Raw genomic sequence first — 14988 nt, 5'->3', positions numbered from 1 at the left:
CTACTTCGCCCGGTAGATCTCGCTCAGCAGGTCCGGCGCGCCGGGGATGCGCTCCAGGCGCGGGTAGCGCAGGCCGCCCTTGTAGGTGATGGCGATGGTCTGGAAGTGGTCGCCGTTCTTGACGAGCAGGCTGATCGGCCGTCCGTCCTTGGCCGCCGTGATCGCGGTCTTCAGGCGTTCGGCGTCATACGCGATGCCGTCGACCGCCAGAATCCGGGTCGAGACCGTCAGACCGGCCTCGAACGCCGGGCTGTCCCACAGCACGCTCGTGATCTCGCCCTCACGGTTCAGCACCACGCCCAGCGAGTAGGTGAGATTGGTCTGCTTGTTGGCGGTCTCGCCCGCCTTGAAGAAGCTCGTCGGCGTCTCGGTGTAGACGAGCTTCCAGCCCCCGCGGGTGATGCCGTCCAGGGGCGGCTTCACGGCCACGTCCTTGACGCGCACCTTGAGGAACTCGGCCCAGTCGTAGGGCTCGACCGCGGTCAGGGTGGCGACCACGTCGTCGAAGGTATAGGGCCGCACCGTACGGTCGCCGTCCTTGCCGCCGAAGAAGGCGCGGGCGAAGTCGTCCAGCGAACGCTTCCCGCCCGACCGCTCGCGGATGAGGGTGTCGGCGTCCAGCCAGATCAGCTGGCCCTCGGAGTAGTAGTCCTCGCTGCGCTGCCAGCTCACCCACGGCTGCGGGCGGCGGGCCGACATCACCGGGTCCTGGCCGGTGTCCTCCATCTGCCGCCAGCGGCGCCCGATGCGGGTCTCGAAGGTGGCGGCCGTGGCGGCCAGCGCTTCCAGGCTCTCGTCCTTCGAGAACATCCCCGAGCGGCCGCCCAGGACATAGCCCCAGTACTGGTCCTGACCCTCGTAGACCCACAGCAGCTGGCCGCGCATCGGCACGTTGAAGTTGGGCGTCCACAGCTCGGCCGGGCGGCGGGACTTGCCGTCCCACGTGTGGGTGTACTCGTGCGGCAGCAGGTTGCGGTCGGTCACCGCCTTGTCGAAGTCGGTGAAATAGCCGGGCTCGACCTGATTTTCGCTGGACCGGTGATGCTCCAGCCCGATGCTGCCGAGGCGATCCGATATGGCCACCAGGAATTCGTAGCGGTCGAACGGCCGCGAGCCGAACAGCTTGTCGGCCTGGCGGATCAGGTTCCTGTGCCGCTCGACGACCTGGGCGCTGACCTCGAGTTCGCCCGCGGTGTCGCCCACCACGTTCAGGCGGACGGGAAATCTGGCGCCGGGGTCGAGGTCGATCTGACGGAAGTAGCGGCCGGCGAACATCGGGCTGTCCACCAGGGTCTCGAAGTCCACCGGCTTGAAACGCACCGAGTCCGCCTCACGGCTCACAGTGTCCAGCGCGACGCCGTAGCCCCAGCCGGCCGGCAGCTTGATGCGCGGCTCCACCATCACCCGGCGGCTGAAGTGACCGGCCGGATAGAGGGCCACCGCCTCCCACTGCAGGTTCAGCATCTCGGGCGTCACCATCACCCGCCCCTGGTTCGGCGCCGTGGGGGTGAGGAACTGGAACTCGGCCGTGATCTCGCGCACGCCCGCGGGCACGTTCAGGTGGAAGGCGTAGACGTCGACGGTGTCTCGCACCCACGGAATGACCTTGCCGTCGGCCTTGATGACCAGCCCGGCCAGCTTGTCGATGGCGCCGCGCGGGGCGTGCTTGCCCGGGAGCCACTGCGGATAGAGCAGGGTGAGGGGCCCCGACTGAGCGACGGGGATCGTCTGCTTCACGCGCCAGATGCGTCGCGCCGTGTCGGTGAGGTCGACATCCAGCCTGATCGTCCCCGGATAGGCCACGTCACGCGGCGCGGGGATCGCGGGCGGCATCGGGGCGGGCTGGGGCCCTTCGGACGGCTGTGCGACGGCAGGCGCGGCGACCGCCAGCACCACGGCGGCGGCAAGGAACGCAGATTTCAAGACGACCACTCGATGACGGATTTCCGGACGTTCTAGAGCGGTATGGCGGTGGGCCTCAACTGCCGCACGCCGCATCGTTGCGCTCGCGTGACGGGCCGGATCGCCGCAAACGAAAAGGGCCGCGGATCTCTCCGCGGCCCCACTCACATCAGCTTTCGCTGATTAGCACTTGTAGTACATATCGAATTCCACCGGGTGCGGATGGAGCTGGAGGCGCATGACCTCTTCCATCTTCAGCTCGATGTAGCTGTCGATGAAGTCGTCATCCATGACGCCGCCCTTCTTGAGGAAGGCCCGGTCCTTGTCGAGGTTCTCGAGGGCTTCGCGCAGCGAGCCGCACACTTCCGGGATCTTCTTCTGTTCGCGCGGCGGCAGGTCGTAGAGGTTCTTGTCGGCGGGCGCGCCCGGATCGATCTTGTTCTCGATGCCGTCGAGGCCGGCCATCAGCAGGGCCACGAACGTCAGGTAGGGGTTGCCCATCGGGTCGGGGAAGCGGGCTTCCAGGCGCTTGGCCTTAGGGCTGTCCACGTGCGGGATGCGGATCGAGGCCGAGCGGTTGCGGGCCGAGTAGGCCAGCTTCACGGGGGCTTCGTAGCCGGGCACCAGGCGCTTGTACGAGTTCGTCGTCGAGTTCGAGAACGCGTTGATCGCCTTGGCGTGCTTGATGATGCCGCCGATGTACCACAGGCACAGGTCCGACAGGCCCGCGTACTTGTCGCCCGCGAACAGCGGCTTGCCGTTGGCCCAGATCGACTGGTGCACGTGCATGCCCGAGCCGTTGTCGCCGAACATCGGCTTGGCCATGAAGGTGGCGGTCTTGCCGTAGGCGTGCGCCACGTTGTGGATCACGTACTTATAGAGCTGAAGGCGGTCGGCCATGGTGATCATGGTGTCGAACTTCAGGCCGAGCTCGTGCTGGGCCGGCGCCACTTCGTGGTGGTGCTTCTCGGGCTTCATGCCCAGCTCGCCCATGACGGCCAGCATTTCGCCGCGCAGGTCCTGGCCCGAGTCGACCGGGTTCACGGGGAAGTAGCCGCCCTTCGGGCCCGGGCGGTGGCCCATGTTGCCCTCGGGGTAGGTCTTGCCGCTGTTCACCGGCAGCTCGACCGAGTCGAACGAGTAGCGGGTGTCCTGCGGCGAGGTGTTCCACTGCACGTCGTCGAAGATGAAGAACTCGGCCTCGGGGCCGAAGTAGACCGTGTCGCCGATCCCCGCCGACTTCACGTAGTTGAGCGCCGCCTTGGCGATCGAGCGCGGGTCACGGTTGTAGGGCGTGTTGGTATCGGGGTTCACGATGTCGCAGAACAGCGCCAGCGTGGTCTGCTGGTAGAACGGGTCGATGATCGCCGTGTCCAGGTCGGGACGCAGCTTCATGTCGCTCTCGTTGATGGCCTTCCAGCCGGCGATCGAGGAGCCGTCGAACATGGTGCCGTCGGTGAGGAAGTCCTCGTCGACCAGGTCGATGTCGAAGGTCACGTGCTGCATCTTGCCGCGCACGTCGGTGAAGCGGACGTCGACGTATTTGACGTCTTTCTCCTTGATCATGTTCAGGATGTCTTTGGCGGAAGCCATGGCGGTTATCCCCTTCTTGAAACGCTCGATGATCAGATAGCGATGGTTCCGGTCTCGCCGGTGCGGATCCGCACCACGTCGAGGACCTCGGAAATGAAGATCTTGCCGTCGCCGATGCGGCCCGTGCGGGCGGCGCCCGCGATCGCCTCGACGGCGCGATCGACCTGGTCGTCGGCCAGGACGACCTCGATCTTGATCTTGGGCAGGAAGTCCACGACGTACTCGGCGCCGCGGTAGAGTTCGGTCTGGCCCTTCTGGCGACCGTAGCCCTTGGCCTCGACCACGGTCATGCCCTGCACGCCGAGTTCCTGCAGGGCCTCTTTCACCTCGTCCAGCTTGAACGGCTTGATGATGGCTTCGATCTTTTTCATGGACCCAACTTCAGGAACCGGTGGGAAGACGCCCCGGCGATCGCCGGCGACCCAGCACGCACCGGCCACGGGCGACAAGCAGGCTTTGGTTGCCTGCCGTTGCGGCTGCCTGGGAAACTGATCGGGCGCCTAGAAAATAGGCGCCATAAGGTCAGAAAATGATCACGTCGGAAATCGCCTTGTTGGGGCGGGTTCGGCGCCTAGGATCGCGTTGAAACAAGGTTTGGGAGACGGGTTGAGATGGATGAACGGACCCCGGTGCTCATCGGAGCGGGCCAATTCACATACCGGGGCGATCCGGCCGCTTCCCCGTCGCCGACCACGTTGCTGAAGATTGCAGCGGAAAGGGCGGCCGCCGACGCCGGAATAGGCGCCGAAGGGCTGGCCGCGATCGACACCCTTGCCGTCGTGGGCTTCACGATCGATGCGCCCGGCTCGAAGCGCGGGATGATCCCGCACTCCACCAACCCGCCCGCGCTGCTGTCGTCGATGATCGGCGCCAGCCCGCGCTGGAGCGTCTATTCCGAGATGGGCGGCAACACGCCCCAGTACCTGATCAACATGCTGGCCGAGCGTGTCGCCAAGGGCGAGGCCGAGCTGGCGCTGACCGTCGGCTGCGAGTTTCTGGGCTCGGCGATGAAGCGGGCCGGCAAGGGCCTGTCGTTCGACGACTGGAAGGCGGTCGAGGACGAGACCCTCGAGCTGCCCAAGCGCGTCGGCGATCCGCGGCCGGGCAACACGGCCTACGAGGCGCGCCACGGCCTGAACCGGCCGATCAACATCTACCCGCTTTTCGAGAACGCGCTGCGGGCGCGCGACAAGCGCTCGCTGGCCGACCACCAGAAGCAGATGGGCCGGCTGTTCTCGTCGTTCAGCAAGGTGGCGGCGCAGAACCCCGAGTACGCCTGGTTCCCGACCGAGCGGACGCCCGAGGAGCTGGTCGAGGTCTCCGATAAGAACCGGATGATCGGCTATCCGTACCCCAAACTGTTGAACGCGATCATGGAGGTCGACCAATCGGCCGCCGTCTTCGTCTGCAGCGTCAGGAAGGCGCGCGAGCTGGGCGTGCCGGAATCGAAATGGCTCTACCTGCACGGCTGCGCCGACGCGGCCGACCTTTGGCATCCCCTGGACCGCCAGAACTTCCACTCCAGCCCCGCCATGCGGCTCACGGGCAAGCGGGCGTTCGAGATGGCGGGGATCGGCCTGGATAAGGTCGACTTCATCGACCTCTATTCGTGCTTCCCCGTGGCGGTCGAGGTCGGCGCCGAGGAGCTGGGCCTTTCGCTGGACGACCCGCGCGGCCTGACGATCACCGGCGGGCTGCCCTACATGGGCGGGCCGGGAAACAACTACGTCATGCACTCGGTGGCGGCGATGCACCGCAAGCTCACTGAGAACCCCGGCAAGTACGGCCTGATCACCGGCAACGGCTGGTACCTGACCAAGCAGTCGACCGGCGTCTATTCCACGAAGGCGCCGGACAAGCCGTTCGAGCGCGAAGACCCAGCGGTGCTCCAGCGCGAGATCGACGCCCTGCCGCATCCCGAGATCACGGAATCGCCGCAAGGCCCGGCTACGATCGAGACCTACACGGTCGTCCACAAGCGCGAGGGACCGTTCATGGCGATCGTGGTCGGCCGGGACGCCAACGGCCGCCGCTTCGCCGCCAACACGCCCGACGATCCGGCCCTGCTGGCCGGCATGGAAACGTCGGAACAGGTTGGCCGGACGGGCACGGTGGTCCAGAAGGGCGACCTCAACATCTTCACTCCGGACTGATCCCTCATGGCGCGTCTCTACCTGATCCGGCACGGCCGGCCGTCCTCCACCTGGGGTGGCCACGACGACGATCCGGGTCTCGACGAGACGGGCCAGGAACAGGCGAGGGCGGCCCGCGACTGGCTGCTCTCGCGTCCGGAGGCCGAGCGTCCGACCCTGGTCGTGAGCTCGCCGCTCCGCCGCTGCCGCGAGACCGCCGAGCCGACCGCCCAGACCCTGGGCGTCGCCGCCGAGATCGATCCGGTGGTGGGCGAAATCCCGACGCCCAGGGCGCTGTCGGCCGAGGCCCGGCCGGGTTGGCTGCGCGAGGCGTTCCAGGGGACGTGGGGGGCGATTCAGGGCGACATGGACTACGACGCCTGGCGCGGCGAGATCATCGCCTCGCTGGCGCGACGCGGAAACACGGCGGTCTTTTCGCACTACGTCGCGATCAACGCGGCGGTCTCCAAGCTGCTGGGCGTGGACCAGGTGCTGGCCTTCCGGCCCGACCACTGCTCGATCACCATCCTGGAGACCGACGGCGAGACGGTCCGGCTGGTCGAAAAGGGCGCCGAGGCGGCGACCAGCGTCCTCTAGCGGTCCCAGATCGATCGGAACGATCCGCCGCCGTTCAGGCGTTGCGCGGGGCTCGACTTGTCGATGTGGCCGATCAGGCCCTGGTAGACGCCGTAGCCCACCAGCTCCTGGAGACGCGGGGAGAAGCCGCGCACCAAGTCGGGCGACAGGCCCAGCTGCTGGTTCTCCTGCTGGCGGATGAAGCCCGCGCAGTAGTTCATGGCGATGCCCGTCCGGCGCGTGTCGGTTCGGTTGGCCCCGCCGCCGTGCCAGAGCGACCCCTCCCAGATCAGCACGCTGCCCTTCGCCATCTCGGCGGGAATGGTGTCATAGGCGCCGCCGTACTCGGGGTTGCCCTTCAGGTGACTGCCGGGGACCAGCCGGGTCGCGCCGTTTTCCTCGGTGAAGTCGGTGAGCGCCCACATCGAATTGCAGACGATCGGCCGGTGCGGCTTGTCCAGGGGGATCACCATGTCGTCCGCATGGATCGGCTGGGCCGTCTCGCCGGGATCGATGGCGATGGACGAGAGCGACGAGATCAGACAGCCAGGGTCGAGCACGCCCTCGATCACGGGCAGCACCGCCTCATGGGTCGGGATCTGGTCGAACGGGGCTCCGTGGGCCAGCAGGTTGTAGATGCGCACCGTGCGGTGGCCCTCGAAGGCGTTCATCGCGGGCTTGGCGTCCAGGTCGCGTTCCAGGCGGGCCAGCGCGTCGTTCAACGCCTCGATCAGGTCGGGTGCGATGGCGTTCTCGACGATCGTGTAGCCGTCGCGTCGGACGCGTCCGATGTGGTCAGCGCGGGCGGCGTCGTCCATCCGGTCATACTCCTGTCCAGAGGGCATGCTAGCCGAGGCGCAGCGCAGGTGCGAAGGGCTTGAACCGGCGCGCCCGGCGTTGGAAGACAGGCCGTTGGCCCAGGAGTTCAGCTTGACCGCCCGTCCCATCCTCACCGTCGCCGAGATGGGCGCGGCCGATAAGGCCGCCATCGCGGCCGGAACGCCCGGCGTCGAGTTGATGGAACGCGCCGGCCTGGCCGTGGCCGACGCGGTCACCCAGCGCTTCGATGTCCAGCCCGTGCTTGTGCTCTGCGGCCCCGGGAACAATGGCGGCGACGGCTATGTCGTGGCCCGGCTGCTGAAGGCGCGGGGATGGCCCGTGTCGGTCCGCGCGCTGGGCGAGCCCGCGACCCCTGACGCCCAGGCCATGCGCGCCCGCTGGGATGGCGAGACCCTGCCGCTGGACGGCGCCCTCGGCGAGGCCCTGGTCATCGACGCGCTGTTCGGCGCCGGCCTGTCGCGGGCCCTGGACGGCGCGGCCGCCCACGCCGCCGCCCTGCTGGCCAGCCGTCCCGAGACGGTGGTCGCCATCGACACGCCCAGCGGCCTGCCGGGCGACACCGGCCAGCCGTTGGGGCCATCGTTCATCGCCGGCCTGACCGTGACGTTCCACGCCCGCAAGCCGGCCCATGTGCTGGAGCCTGGCCGCAGCCGCTGCGGCGAGATCGTGGTCGCCGATATCGGCCTGGGCGCGACGCCGTCCACGCTGTTCGAGAACGGCCCCGAACTCTGGCGCGCCCGGTTTCCCTGGCCCTCGGCGTCCTCGCACAAGCACCAGCGTGGCCGCTTGATCGTGGTCAGCGGCGACGCCTGGAGCACGGGGGCGGCCCGGCTCTCCGCCCGCGCGGGCCTGCGCATCGGCGCCGGGCTGGTCACGATCTACGCCCGGGAAGAGGCCCTGGCCGCCAACGCCGCCCATCTCGAGGCGGTGATGCTGAAGCCCTACGCCAACGACCTGGAGCTGGAACAGGCCGCCGACCAGGCCGACGCCGCGGTCATTGGCCCGGCCGCCGGCGTCACCGAGACCACGCTGCTGAACGTCCTGGCGCTCGCCCGCACCGGCGCGGCGCTGGTCCTGGACGCCGACGCGATCACCGTCTTCCGCGACGATCCGGGCGAACTGTTCTCGGTGCTGGACCGCGACGACGTCCTGACCCCGCACCAGGGCGAATTCGAGCGCCTGTTCCCCGGCCTGCTCAAGGCCGCCCCAGAACGCATCACCGCCGCCCGTCGCGCCGCAGCCAAGGCCGGCGCCGTCGTGCTGCTCAAGGGCGCCGACACCGTGATCGCCGCACCCGACGGCCGCTGCGCGGTGAACATCAACGGCTCGCCTTGGCTGGCCACCGCGGGCTCAGGCGACGTGCTGGCCGGCTTCATCGGCGGCCTCGTCAGCCAGGGCATGGACAGCTTCGAAGCCGCCTGCGCCGCCGCCTGGATCCACGCGGAGGCGGCGGAACTACATGGCCCGGGCCTGATCTCGGAGGACCTGCCGGGTCTCGCGCCGACGGTGCTACGGCGGCTGTACGAGGAGCGGTGACGATGAAGGCCTACCTCGTGCTGGATTTCGCCGTCCACAACTTGCGGGGCTTCCTTCCCTACGTCTCGGCCATCCCGGCGTTCATCGAGAAGCACGGCGGCCGCTATATCGTTCGCGGCGTCGAGCCGACCGTGATTGAGGGCAATTGGTCGCCCCAGCGGCTGGTTATCCTGGAGTTCCCGTCGCAGGACAACGCGAGGGCGTTCCTGGACGACCCGGAGGCGCAGGGTCTCTTCGCGGTCCGGCACGGGACCACCGACAGTAAACTGATCCTGGTCGACGGTTGCGACTGAGGTCGCGGCCCTACCCGAACATATCGCTGGTCACGCCCCGCGCCATCTCGCGCAGGATCTCGTCGGCCAGGGTGTCCAGCGGCGAGCCCTCGCGGTAGTCGCCGCCGGCCGCCAGGCGCGCGCGGCCGTCCTTCAGCAGCTTCTCGGCCGCGGCCTCGGTGATCTCCTTGTCGGGGTCGTAGACCGCCACCGGGTGGCCGCCGTGGTCGGTCATCACCCGCATCACCGGGATGTCCGTCAGCCCGTCGCCGAAGAAGGCGATGCGGTCGAAGGGCACCGGGCGGTCGCGGTCGGCCTGGACGGCGTTGATGCCGTCGTTGTCCCACTCGTCCAGCGTCCACTTGTTGATGCGGAACAGGTACTGGGTCTTGCCCGTGTAGTTGATCGCCAGCGCGATCCCCATCGCGTCGTCGTCCTCGTCGAACATGAAGCCGGAGGCGTAAATCCGGTCAAACCACTTGGCGATCGGCGAGCCCTCGATCAGCTCGCGATTGCCCGACGAGATGATGAAGTGGCGCAGGTCCAGGCCCAGCGCCTCGGCCCGCGCATTCTGGCGGGCGAACCAGTCCTCGACGCCGGGAAACAGGGGCAGGGCGGCGCCTCTGCGGCGCCAGCTGTCGTGGCTGAGCTCCAGGCCCTTCTCGCGGGCCTTGGCCAGCATCAGGTGCATGTAGGCCAGGATGCCGTCGCCGCGCTGCTCGCGCGCCAGCTTGCCCGCCTCGGCCCAGAAATCAGCGTGCGCCATCCCCAGCTCGTCGGGGATGAAGGCGTGTTCCTGCATGTTGCCGGGCGCAAGGGTGCCGTCGAAATCGTAGGCGAAGACGGCGAGAGGGCGGCTCATGGCCGGTTCCAGTAGCAGTGTTGGGGGAGCCCGACGAGGGTGGCGCTTGTTCCGGTCAAGCGCAGCCCAGTCTGTAAGGGTCACCCCCCAACCTAAGCAAACAGACCGGGGCGACCTGTAAGGGTCGCCCCGGTCCCGCGACGGGAGGCGGGGACCGGGGCGCACGGTGGCGGTTGTCGGGGAACAGGGCCGCCGCCGCGTTTCTGGTGTCCGATGCTTGTGGGAGATGCGCGGACAGGGGAGTTACGTCGGCGGATCCCCCCCGGATGCGGAAAGATGCACCTCTGCGTAGAATTTTTTTCGGGAGCCCGAATTTTCTTCGACGTCAGGCCGGGCGGCGCGCGCGCTCGCGCACCGTGTCGATCGCGAGGGCCAGGCCGGCGATCATCAGCGGCAGCACGAAGAAGAACAGCCGATAGCCGAGGAAGGCGGCGGCCAGGGCGGCGCTGTCGATCCCCTTCAGCAGGGTCGAGACCGAGCTCTCGAACACCCCCACGCCGCCGGGAACATGGCTGATCAGGCCTACAACCACCGATGGCGCGTACGCCCCTACGAAGGTGAAATAGCCGACGGCGCCGGCCGGCAGCAGGATCCAGAGGATGGCCGCGGCCACCGCGTTGTCGACCGTGCCGATGGCCAGCTGCGCCAGCGCGACGCGGACAGAGGGCAGCTTCACGCTGTGGCCGAACGCCCGCAGCGGCTTGTGCAGCACAGCGCAGAGAACGACGTAGCCGACGACGCCGGTGATCAGGAGGCCGCCCAGGACATCGGCCACCGGATTTGCGATCCGGCTGACGGCGGCGATCTCCTTGCTGCCGGCCAGCAGCAGGCTGGCGCCCGCCAGGGTGCAGATGCCCACGGCGAAGGTGAAGCTGTTGAAGACCGTCGCGGCCGCCACCTGGCGCAGGGTGATACCGTGCTTGCCGTAGAACCGGGCCCGCACCGCGCCAGCCACCAGCAGGTTGGCGCCCAGGCTGTGCGAGATGGCGCAGGCGATGAACCCGCCCGCCAGGGCTTGCCCGGCGCCGATCTTTGCCCCCGCCCAGCGGAGGCCCATCAGCTCGACCACGCCCATCAGCAGGAAGCTCAGCGCCGAGAAGACGATCGCCAGCAGAGTGGAATCCCAGCCCCAGGCCCGGATCGCCGCCGCAAGGTCCTGCGGACTGAGGTCATGGAACTCGCGCCACAGGATGAACGCCGCCGCCGCCAGCAGCAGGACGGCCACGAAGTGCCACACCGCGCTCCGCAGGAACCGGCCGAAGCGCGAGCCCTGCGTCTCTGGGAGCACCGCAGCCAGCTCCTCTTCCACATCCTCGGGGAGGGGCTCGGGCCTGGCGGTAGGGTCGGGCGTCAGCAAGGGCCGGATATCCGCAGGGAATCGAGGGCGCGCCCATGGTCCCTTCCTGGAACCGAAGTGCAAGGCGGAGGTTCTTTCCCCACTTCCCGACGAAATTGAGGAGATGGCCGATGGAACGCGAAGACTGGCGCAATCGGGAGGCCGATCGTCTGCGGCGTCTGCGCGACCCGGCGCGCGACGACTACGGCCAGGCCGACTATTCCAACCTCTATGGCTACGACCCCCGGACCCGCTCGGGTTACCGGGCCTACGACGACGGCCGGCCGCACCCGGGCGAACCGCCGCTGCCGCCCGTCGATGAACCGCGGCGCTACCGCGATGACGGGGCCGCCCATGACCGCGACCCTCGGACCGTCCGCCGCGACGGCCCTTCGGACCGCGTGCTGTGGGCGGTGATCATGGAGCGGTTGGAGGACGAACGCCGCCTGGACCTGCGCGAGGTGAAGGTCGAGGTGCACGACCGCGAGGTCACCCTCTTCGGCACGGTTCGCCACAAGGGCGACAAGCGGCGCATCGAGGACGTCGCCGACATCGACGGCGTCCGCAACGTGCAGAACAACCTCCGCGTCCGCGAGCGCGGACGATGGACGTTCTTCTCGTGAATGACGAGCCAGGGGGCTGCGGAACCGCGCCGGGCATCCCAACTGTTGTCGCATCATGAGCAAACCTGTCGTCGTCAACATTCCCCATGAACTCGGTCGCGCCGAGGCCCGCCGCCGGATCGACGAGGGCGCCGCCCGGCTGACCGGCCAGATCGGCGCGGTGGGCGACCTCGAGAAGACCTGGGACGGCGACACGCTGCATTTCTCGCTGGTCGCGATCGGCCAGACCGTGTCGGGCAAGATCCTCGTGCAGGAGCGCGAGGTCTGCCTGGAGGTGAACCTGCCGGGCATTTTCGCGATGATCGCCGGCAAGGTGAAGGGCCGGTTGCGGGAGCAGGGTCAGATCCTGCTGGAGGGGCCCAAGCGGGGCTGATCCGAGCAACCTAAACCGCAGGCGGACGTTCTTCGGGGGACAGTTTTCAGGAGCCCCACATGCCCGACAACCAGACCCGCCCCGACGCCGACGAGGCCCCGATCCGCAACCCAACCGACGCGCCCTCGACCGAGGCTGCGAAGGCGCTGGAAGAGCACCGCAACTTCGAGGCGGCGCACGTCCGCGCGGTCGAGCCGCCGCCCGAAGGCGAGAAGATCGACCACATGGCCGAGCGCGAAGCCAAGGCCGAGGACCGTCAGGAGGCCCTGGTCGACGAGGCGCTGGAAGAAACCTTCCCGGGCTCGGATCCGATCAGCCCCAAGCACATCACCTGACGCCTTACTGGATGAGCGCCTCGTAGGCTTCCTGGGCCTCGATCCATTCGAGCTCGGCGGCCTCCAGGGCGCTCTGGGCGGCCTCACGCCGGCGGCCCAGGTCGGCGGCCTTCGCGGGGTCGCCGGCAAAGGTCGCCGGGTCGCTCAGCGCCCGGTCGATCGACGCGACCAGTTCGTTCGCCTTCGCCAGAGCCGCTTCCGCCGTCTCGGCGCGGCGGCGCGCCGTGCCGGTGGGAACCTTCACCCGCGGCGCTGGCGGGGGCGGCGCGACGACCGGCTCAGGTTCGGCCTTCACCTGCGTCGGACTGCGCGCGGCCACGCGGGCGCGCTCCAGCACGAACGCCGCATAGTCCTCCATGTCGCCATCGAACGGCTCGATCTTGCCGTCTGCCGCCAGCCACAGGCGGTCGGCCACAAGCTCCATCAGCGAACGGTCGTGGGTGATGAGGATCACCGCGCCCTCGTAATCGTTCAGGGCGTCCAGCAGGGCGCGGCGCGAGTCGATGTCGAGGTGGTTGGTCGGCTCGTCGAGGATCAGCAGGTGCGGCGCCTCCATGGCCACCATGTTCAGCAGCAGGCGCGCGCGCTCGCCGCCCGACAGGTTGGCGACCGTCGTCTCGCACTTCTCGAAGCTGATCCCGAACTGCGCCAGGCGCGACCGGCGCGAGGCCTCGGTGGACCCGGGCATCAGCCGCCGGATGATGTCCAGCGGCGTGTCTGTCGGATCCATCGCCTCGATCTGGTGCTGGTGGAACCAGCCCACCTTCAGCCTCGGACTGCGATGCAGCGCGCCGGCCCCGGTGGTCAGCGCGCCCGCCACCAGCTTGGCGAAGGTCGACTTGCCGGCCCCGTTCACGCCGAGGAGGCCGATGCGGTCGTCGATATCGAGTCGCAGGTTCAGCTTCTTCAGGATCGGCGCGCCGCCGTAGCCGACCGAGGCGTCCTCCAGCCGCAGCAGGGGCGGGGCCAGGGGGCGCTCGGGCGAGGGCAGCGAGAACGGGGTCACCCGCTCCTCGATCACCGCCGAGACCGGCGGCAGCTTGGCGATCATCTTCAGGCGCGACTGGGCCTGGGTGGCCTTCGAGGCCTTGGCGCGGAAGCGATCGACGAACGACTGCAGGTGGGCCCGGTGGGCCTCGACCTTCGCTCGGGTCGCTTCCTGCAGGCGCAGCTTCTCGGCAAGCTGGCGCTCGAAGTTGTCGTAGCCGCCGGGGTACAGGTTCAGCTTGCCGTCCTTCAGATGAAGGATGTGGTCGCAGGAGTTGTTCAGCAGCTCGCGGTCGTGGCTGATGACGATGGCCGTGTGCGGGTACTTCTTGAGCCGCGCCTCCAGCCAAAGGGCGCCTTCCAGGTCCAGGTAGTTGGTAGGCTCGTCCAGCAGCAGCAGATCTGGTTCGGAGAACAGGCTGGCCGCCAGCGCCACGCGCATCCGCCAGCCGCCCGAGAACTCCGCCATCGGCCGCGCCAGATCCTCTTGCGAGAAACCCAGGCCGGCCAGGATTTCCGCGGCGCGCGAGGGCGCGCGGTCGGCGTCGATCTCGATCAGCCGCGCATAGATTTCGCCCAGCTCCTCCGGCGGGGCGGTATCCAGGTTTGAGAGCAGGGTGTGTCGCTCGACATCCGCCTCGAGCACCGTGTCCAGCAGGGTGACCGGCGTGGCGGGATGCTCCTGGTCCACTGAGCCGATCCGGGCATGCCGGGGCAGGCCGATCTCGCCGCCGCCCGCATGGAGCTGGCCCAGGATCACCTTGAACAGCGTCGACTTGCCCACGCCGTTGCGGCCCACGAGGCCGACCTTGGCGTCCTTGGGCAGGGTGACCGTGGCCTGGTCGAAGAAGCGGCGTCCCCAGGCGTCGAGGACAAGGTCTTTGATTTGCAGCATGGGAGGATCCGTGGGCGCCGCGTCTAGCAGACATGGTGCGCTGCGTCATGGGCGGGCCGCGCATCGGCGGAAATCGGCCCGGTTCGGCGCCGGGAAGCACGGGGCGAAACGTCGCGAGCCTGTGCAGGCCGGCTCTAGCGGGTTGATCCGCGACGGCGGTTGGCGATATAGACCGCGCCGACGCGCGAAGGGTCCGCCCTTGCGCACCTCCCCATTTCCATCAGAGCCCCAACGGAGCCCATGACCGAACGCACCTTCTCGATCATCAAGCCGGACGCCACGCGTCGTAACCTGACCGGCAAGGTCAACGCGGTGATCGAGGATGCCGGCCTGCGCATCGTGGCCCAGCGTCGCATCAAGATGACCGAGGCCCAGGCGAAGAAGTTCTACGAGGTTCACGCCGAGCGCCCGTTCTACGGCGAACTGGTCGAGTTCATGACCTCCGCCCCGGTGGTCGTGCAGGTGCTGGAAGGCGAGAACGCCGTGGCCCGCTACCGCGAAGTCATGGGCGCGACCAACCCGGCCCAGGCCGCCGACGGCACGATCCGCAAGCTGTACGCCGAGAGCGTCGGCGAGAACTCGGTGCACGGCTCGGACAGCATCGAGAACGCCAAGATCGAGATCGCCCAGTTCTTCACGGACGCCGATATCGTCGGCTGAGCCTCAGGGCGCATCGTCAGGCTCCGCGGGGATCGCTCCGCGGAGTTGTTCGTTTCCACCTTTGCA

Annotated in this window: 15 protein-coding genes; 8 read left to right on the top strand and 7 right to left on the bottom strand. The window is 68.4% G+C overall.

What is annotated here, in order from left to right; genetic code table 11:
- The 3 genes from EPN98_RS01965 to EPN98_RS01955 form a co-directional block, all read right to left on the bottom strand.
- Positions 1-1932, bottom strand: coding sequence for a peptidase M61 (locus EPN98_RS01965; protein ID WP_366558448.1), 1932 nt, complete (start codon positions 1930-1932; stop codon positions 1-3).
- Positions 1933-2085: 153 nt separating this feature from the next.
- Positions 2086-3495 carry a type I glutamate--ammonia ligase gene (glnA, locus tag EPN98_RS01960; RefSeq protein WP_293359542.1) on the bottom strand — a complete coding sequence of 470 codons (1410 nt, stop codon included), beginning with the start codon at positions 3493-3495 and terminating at the stop codon, positions 2086-2088.
- A 32-nt stretch (positions 3496-3527) separates the two neighbouring features.
- Entirely contained in the window at positions 3528-3866 is a 339-nt protein-coding gene (locus EPN98_RS01955) for a P-II family nitrogen regulator (protein WP_293359540.1), read from the bottom strand.
- Positions 3867-4106: 240 nt separating this feature from the next.
- On the opposite strand from EPN98_RS01955, the gene EPN98_RS01950 reads away from it, so the two are divergent.
- Positions 4107-5648 (top strand): acetyl-CoA acetyltransferase, encoded by a 1542-nt coding sequence (locus tag EPN98_RS01950; protein ID WP_293359537.1) that lies wholly within the window; start codon positions 4107-4109, stop codon positions 5646-5648.
- Between the two features lie 6 nt (positions 5649-5654).
- Positions 5655-6224, top strand: a complete 570-nt coding sequence (locus tag EPN98_RS01945) for a histidine phosphatase family protein (protein ID WP_293359534.1) — start codon at positions 5655-5657, stop codon at positions 6222-6224.
- Here the strand turns inward: EPN98_RS01945 and EPN98_RS01940 are convergent.
- Entirely contained in the window at positions 6221-7021 is an 801-nt protein-coding gene (locus tag EPN98_RS01940; protein ID WP_293359531.1) for a phytanoyl-CoA dioxygenase family protein, read from the bottom strand. The two genes, EPN98_RS01945 and EPN98_RS01940, sit on opposite strands and share 4 nt — an antisense overlap.
- Positions 7022-7133: 112 nt before the next feature.
- Between EPN98_RS01940 and EPN98_RS01935 the strand changes: the two genes are divergently transcribed.
- The gene (locus EPN98_RS01935; protein WP_293359528.1) at positions 7134-8579 is read left to right on the top strand and encodes an NAD(P)H-hydrate dehydratase; all 1446 of its coding nucleotides are present in this window, start codon (positions 7134-7136) and stop codon (positions 8577-8579) included.
- Positions 8580-8581: 2 nt separating this feature from the next.
- Positions 8582-8872, top strand: coding sequence for a DUF1330 domain-containing protein (locus EPN98_RS01930; protein ID WP_293359526.1), 291 nt, complete (start codon positions 8582-8584; stop codon positions 8870-8872).
- Positions 8873-8882: 10 nt separating this feature from the next.
- On the opposite strand, the gene EPN98_RS01925 is transcribed toward EPN98_RS01930, so the two are convergent.
- Complete coding sequence (locus tag EPN98_RS01925) at positions 8883-9713, bottom strand: HAD family hydrolase (RefSeq protein ID WP_293359524.1); 831 nt, start codon at positions 9711-9713, stop codon at positions 8883-8885.
- 325 nt (positions 9714-10038) lie between these two features.
- Complete coding sequence (locus EPN98_RS01920) at positions 10039-11070, bottom strand: lysylphosphatidylglycerol synthase domain-containing protein (protein WP_293359521.1); 1032 nt, start codon at positions 11068-11070, stop codon at positions 10039-10041.
- A gap of 110 nt (positions 11071-11180) precedes the next feature.
- Here EPN98_RS01920 and EPN98_RS01915 point away from each other — a divergent pair, with 110 nt between their 5' ends.
- Genes EPN98_RS01915 through EPN98_RS01905 form a run of 3 tightly spaced genes read left to right on the top strand, consistent with a single transcriptional unit; the run spans position 11181 to position 12380 of the window.
- A complete protein-coding gene (locus EPN98_RS01915) occupies positions 11181-11672 on the top strand; it encodes a BON domain-containing protein (protein ID WP_293359518.1) in 492 nt (163 codons plus the stop codon).
- Positions 11673-11727: 55 nt separating this feature from the next.
- Entirely contained in the window at positions 11728-12045 is a 318-nt protein-coding gene (locus tag EPN98_RS01910; RefSeq protein WP_293359516.1) for a polyhydroxyalkanoic acid system family protein, read from the top strand.
- A 59-nt stretch (positions 12046-12104) separates the two neighbouring features.
- A complete protein-coding gene (locus EPN98_RS01905) occupies positions 12105-12380 on the top strand; it encodes a hypothetical protein (protein ID WP_293359513.1) in 276 nt (91 codons plus the stop codon).
- A gap of 4 nt (positions 12381-12384) precedes the next feature.
- Here the strand turns inward: EPN98_RS01905 and EPN98_RS01900 are convergent, their stop codons facing one another.
- Positions 12385-14262, bottom strand: a complete 1878-nt coding sequence (locus tag EPN98_RS01900) for an ABC-F family ATP-binding cassette domain-containing protein (protein WP_293359510.1) — start codon at positions 14260-14262, stop codon at positions 12385-12387.
- Positions 14263-14502: 240 nt separating this feature from the next.
- Between EPN98_RS01900 and ndk the strand changes: the two genes are divergently transcribed.
- On the top strand, positions 14503-14922 hold the full coding sequence (ndk, locus tag EPN98_RS01895; protein ID WP_293359507.1) for a nucleoside-diphosphate kinase: 420 nt from the start codon (positions 14503-14505) through the stop codon (positions 14920-14922).
- The last annotated feature ends 66 nt before the right edge of the window (positions 14923-14988 follow it).

Origin of the sequence: Phenylobacterium sp., from assembly GCF_004299445.1 — a bacterium.
Lineage (GTDB): Bacteria > Pseudomonadota > Alphaproteobacteria > Caulobacterales > Caulobacteraceae > Phenylobacterium.
Note: the sequence above shows the minus strand (reverse complement) of the source record. Positions and strands in the feature narration are given on the sequence as shown.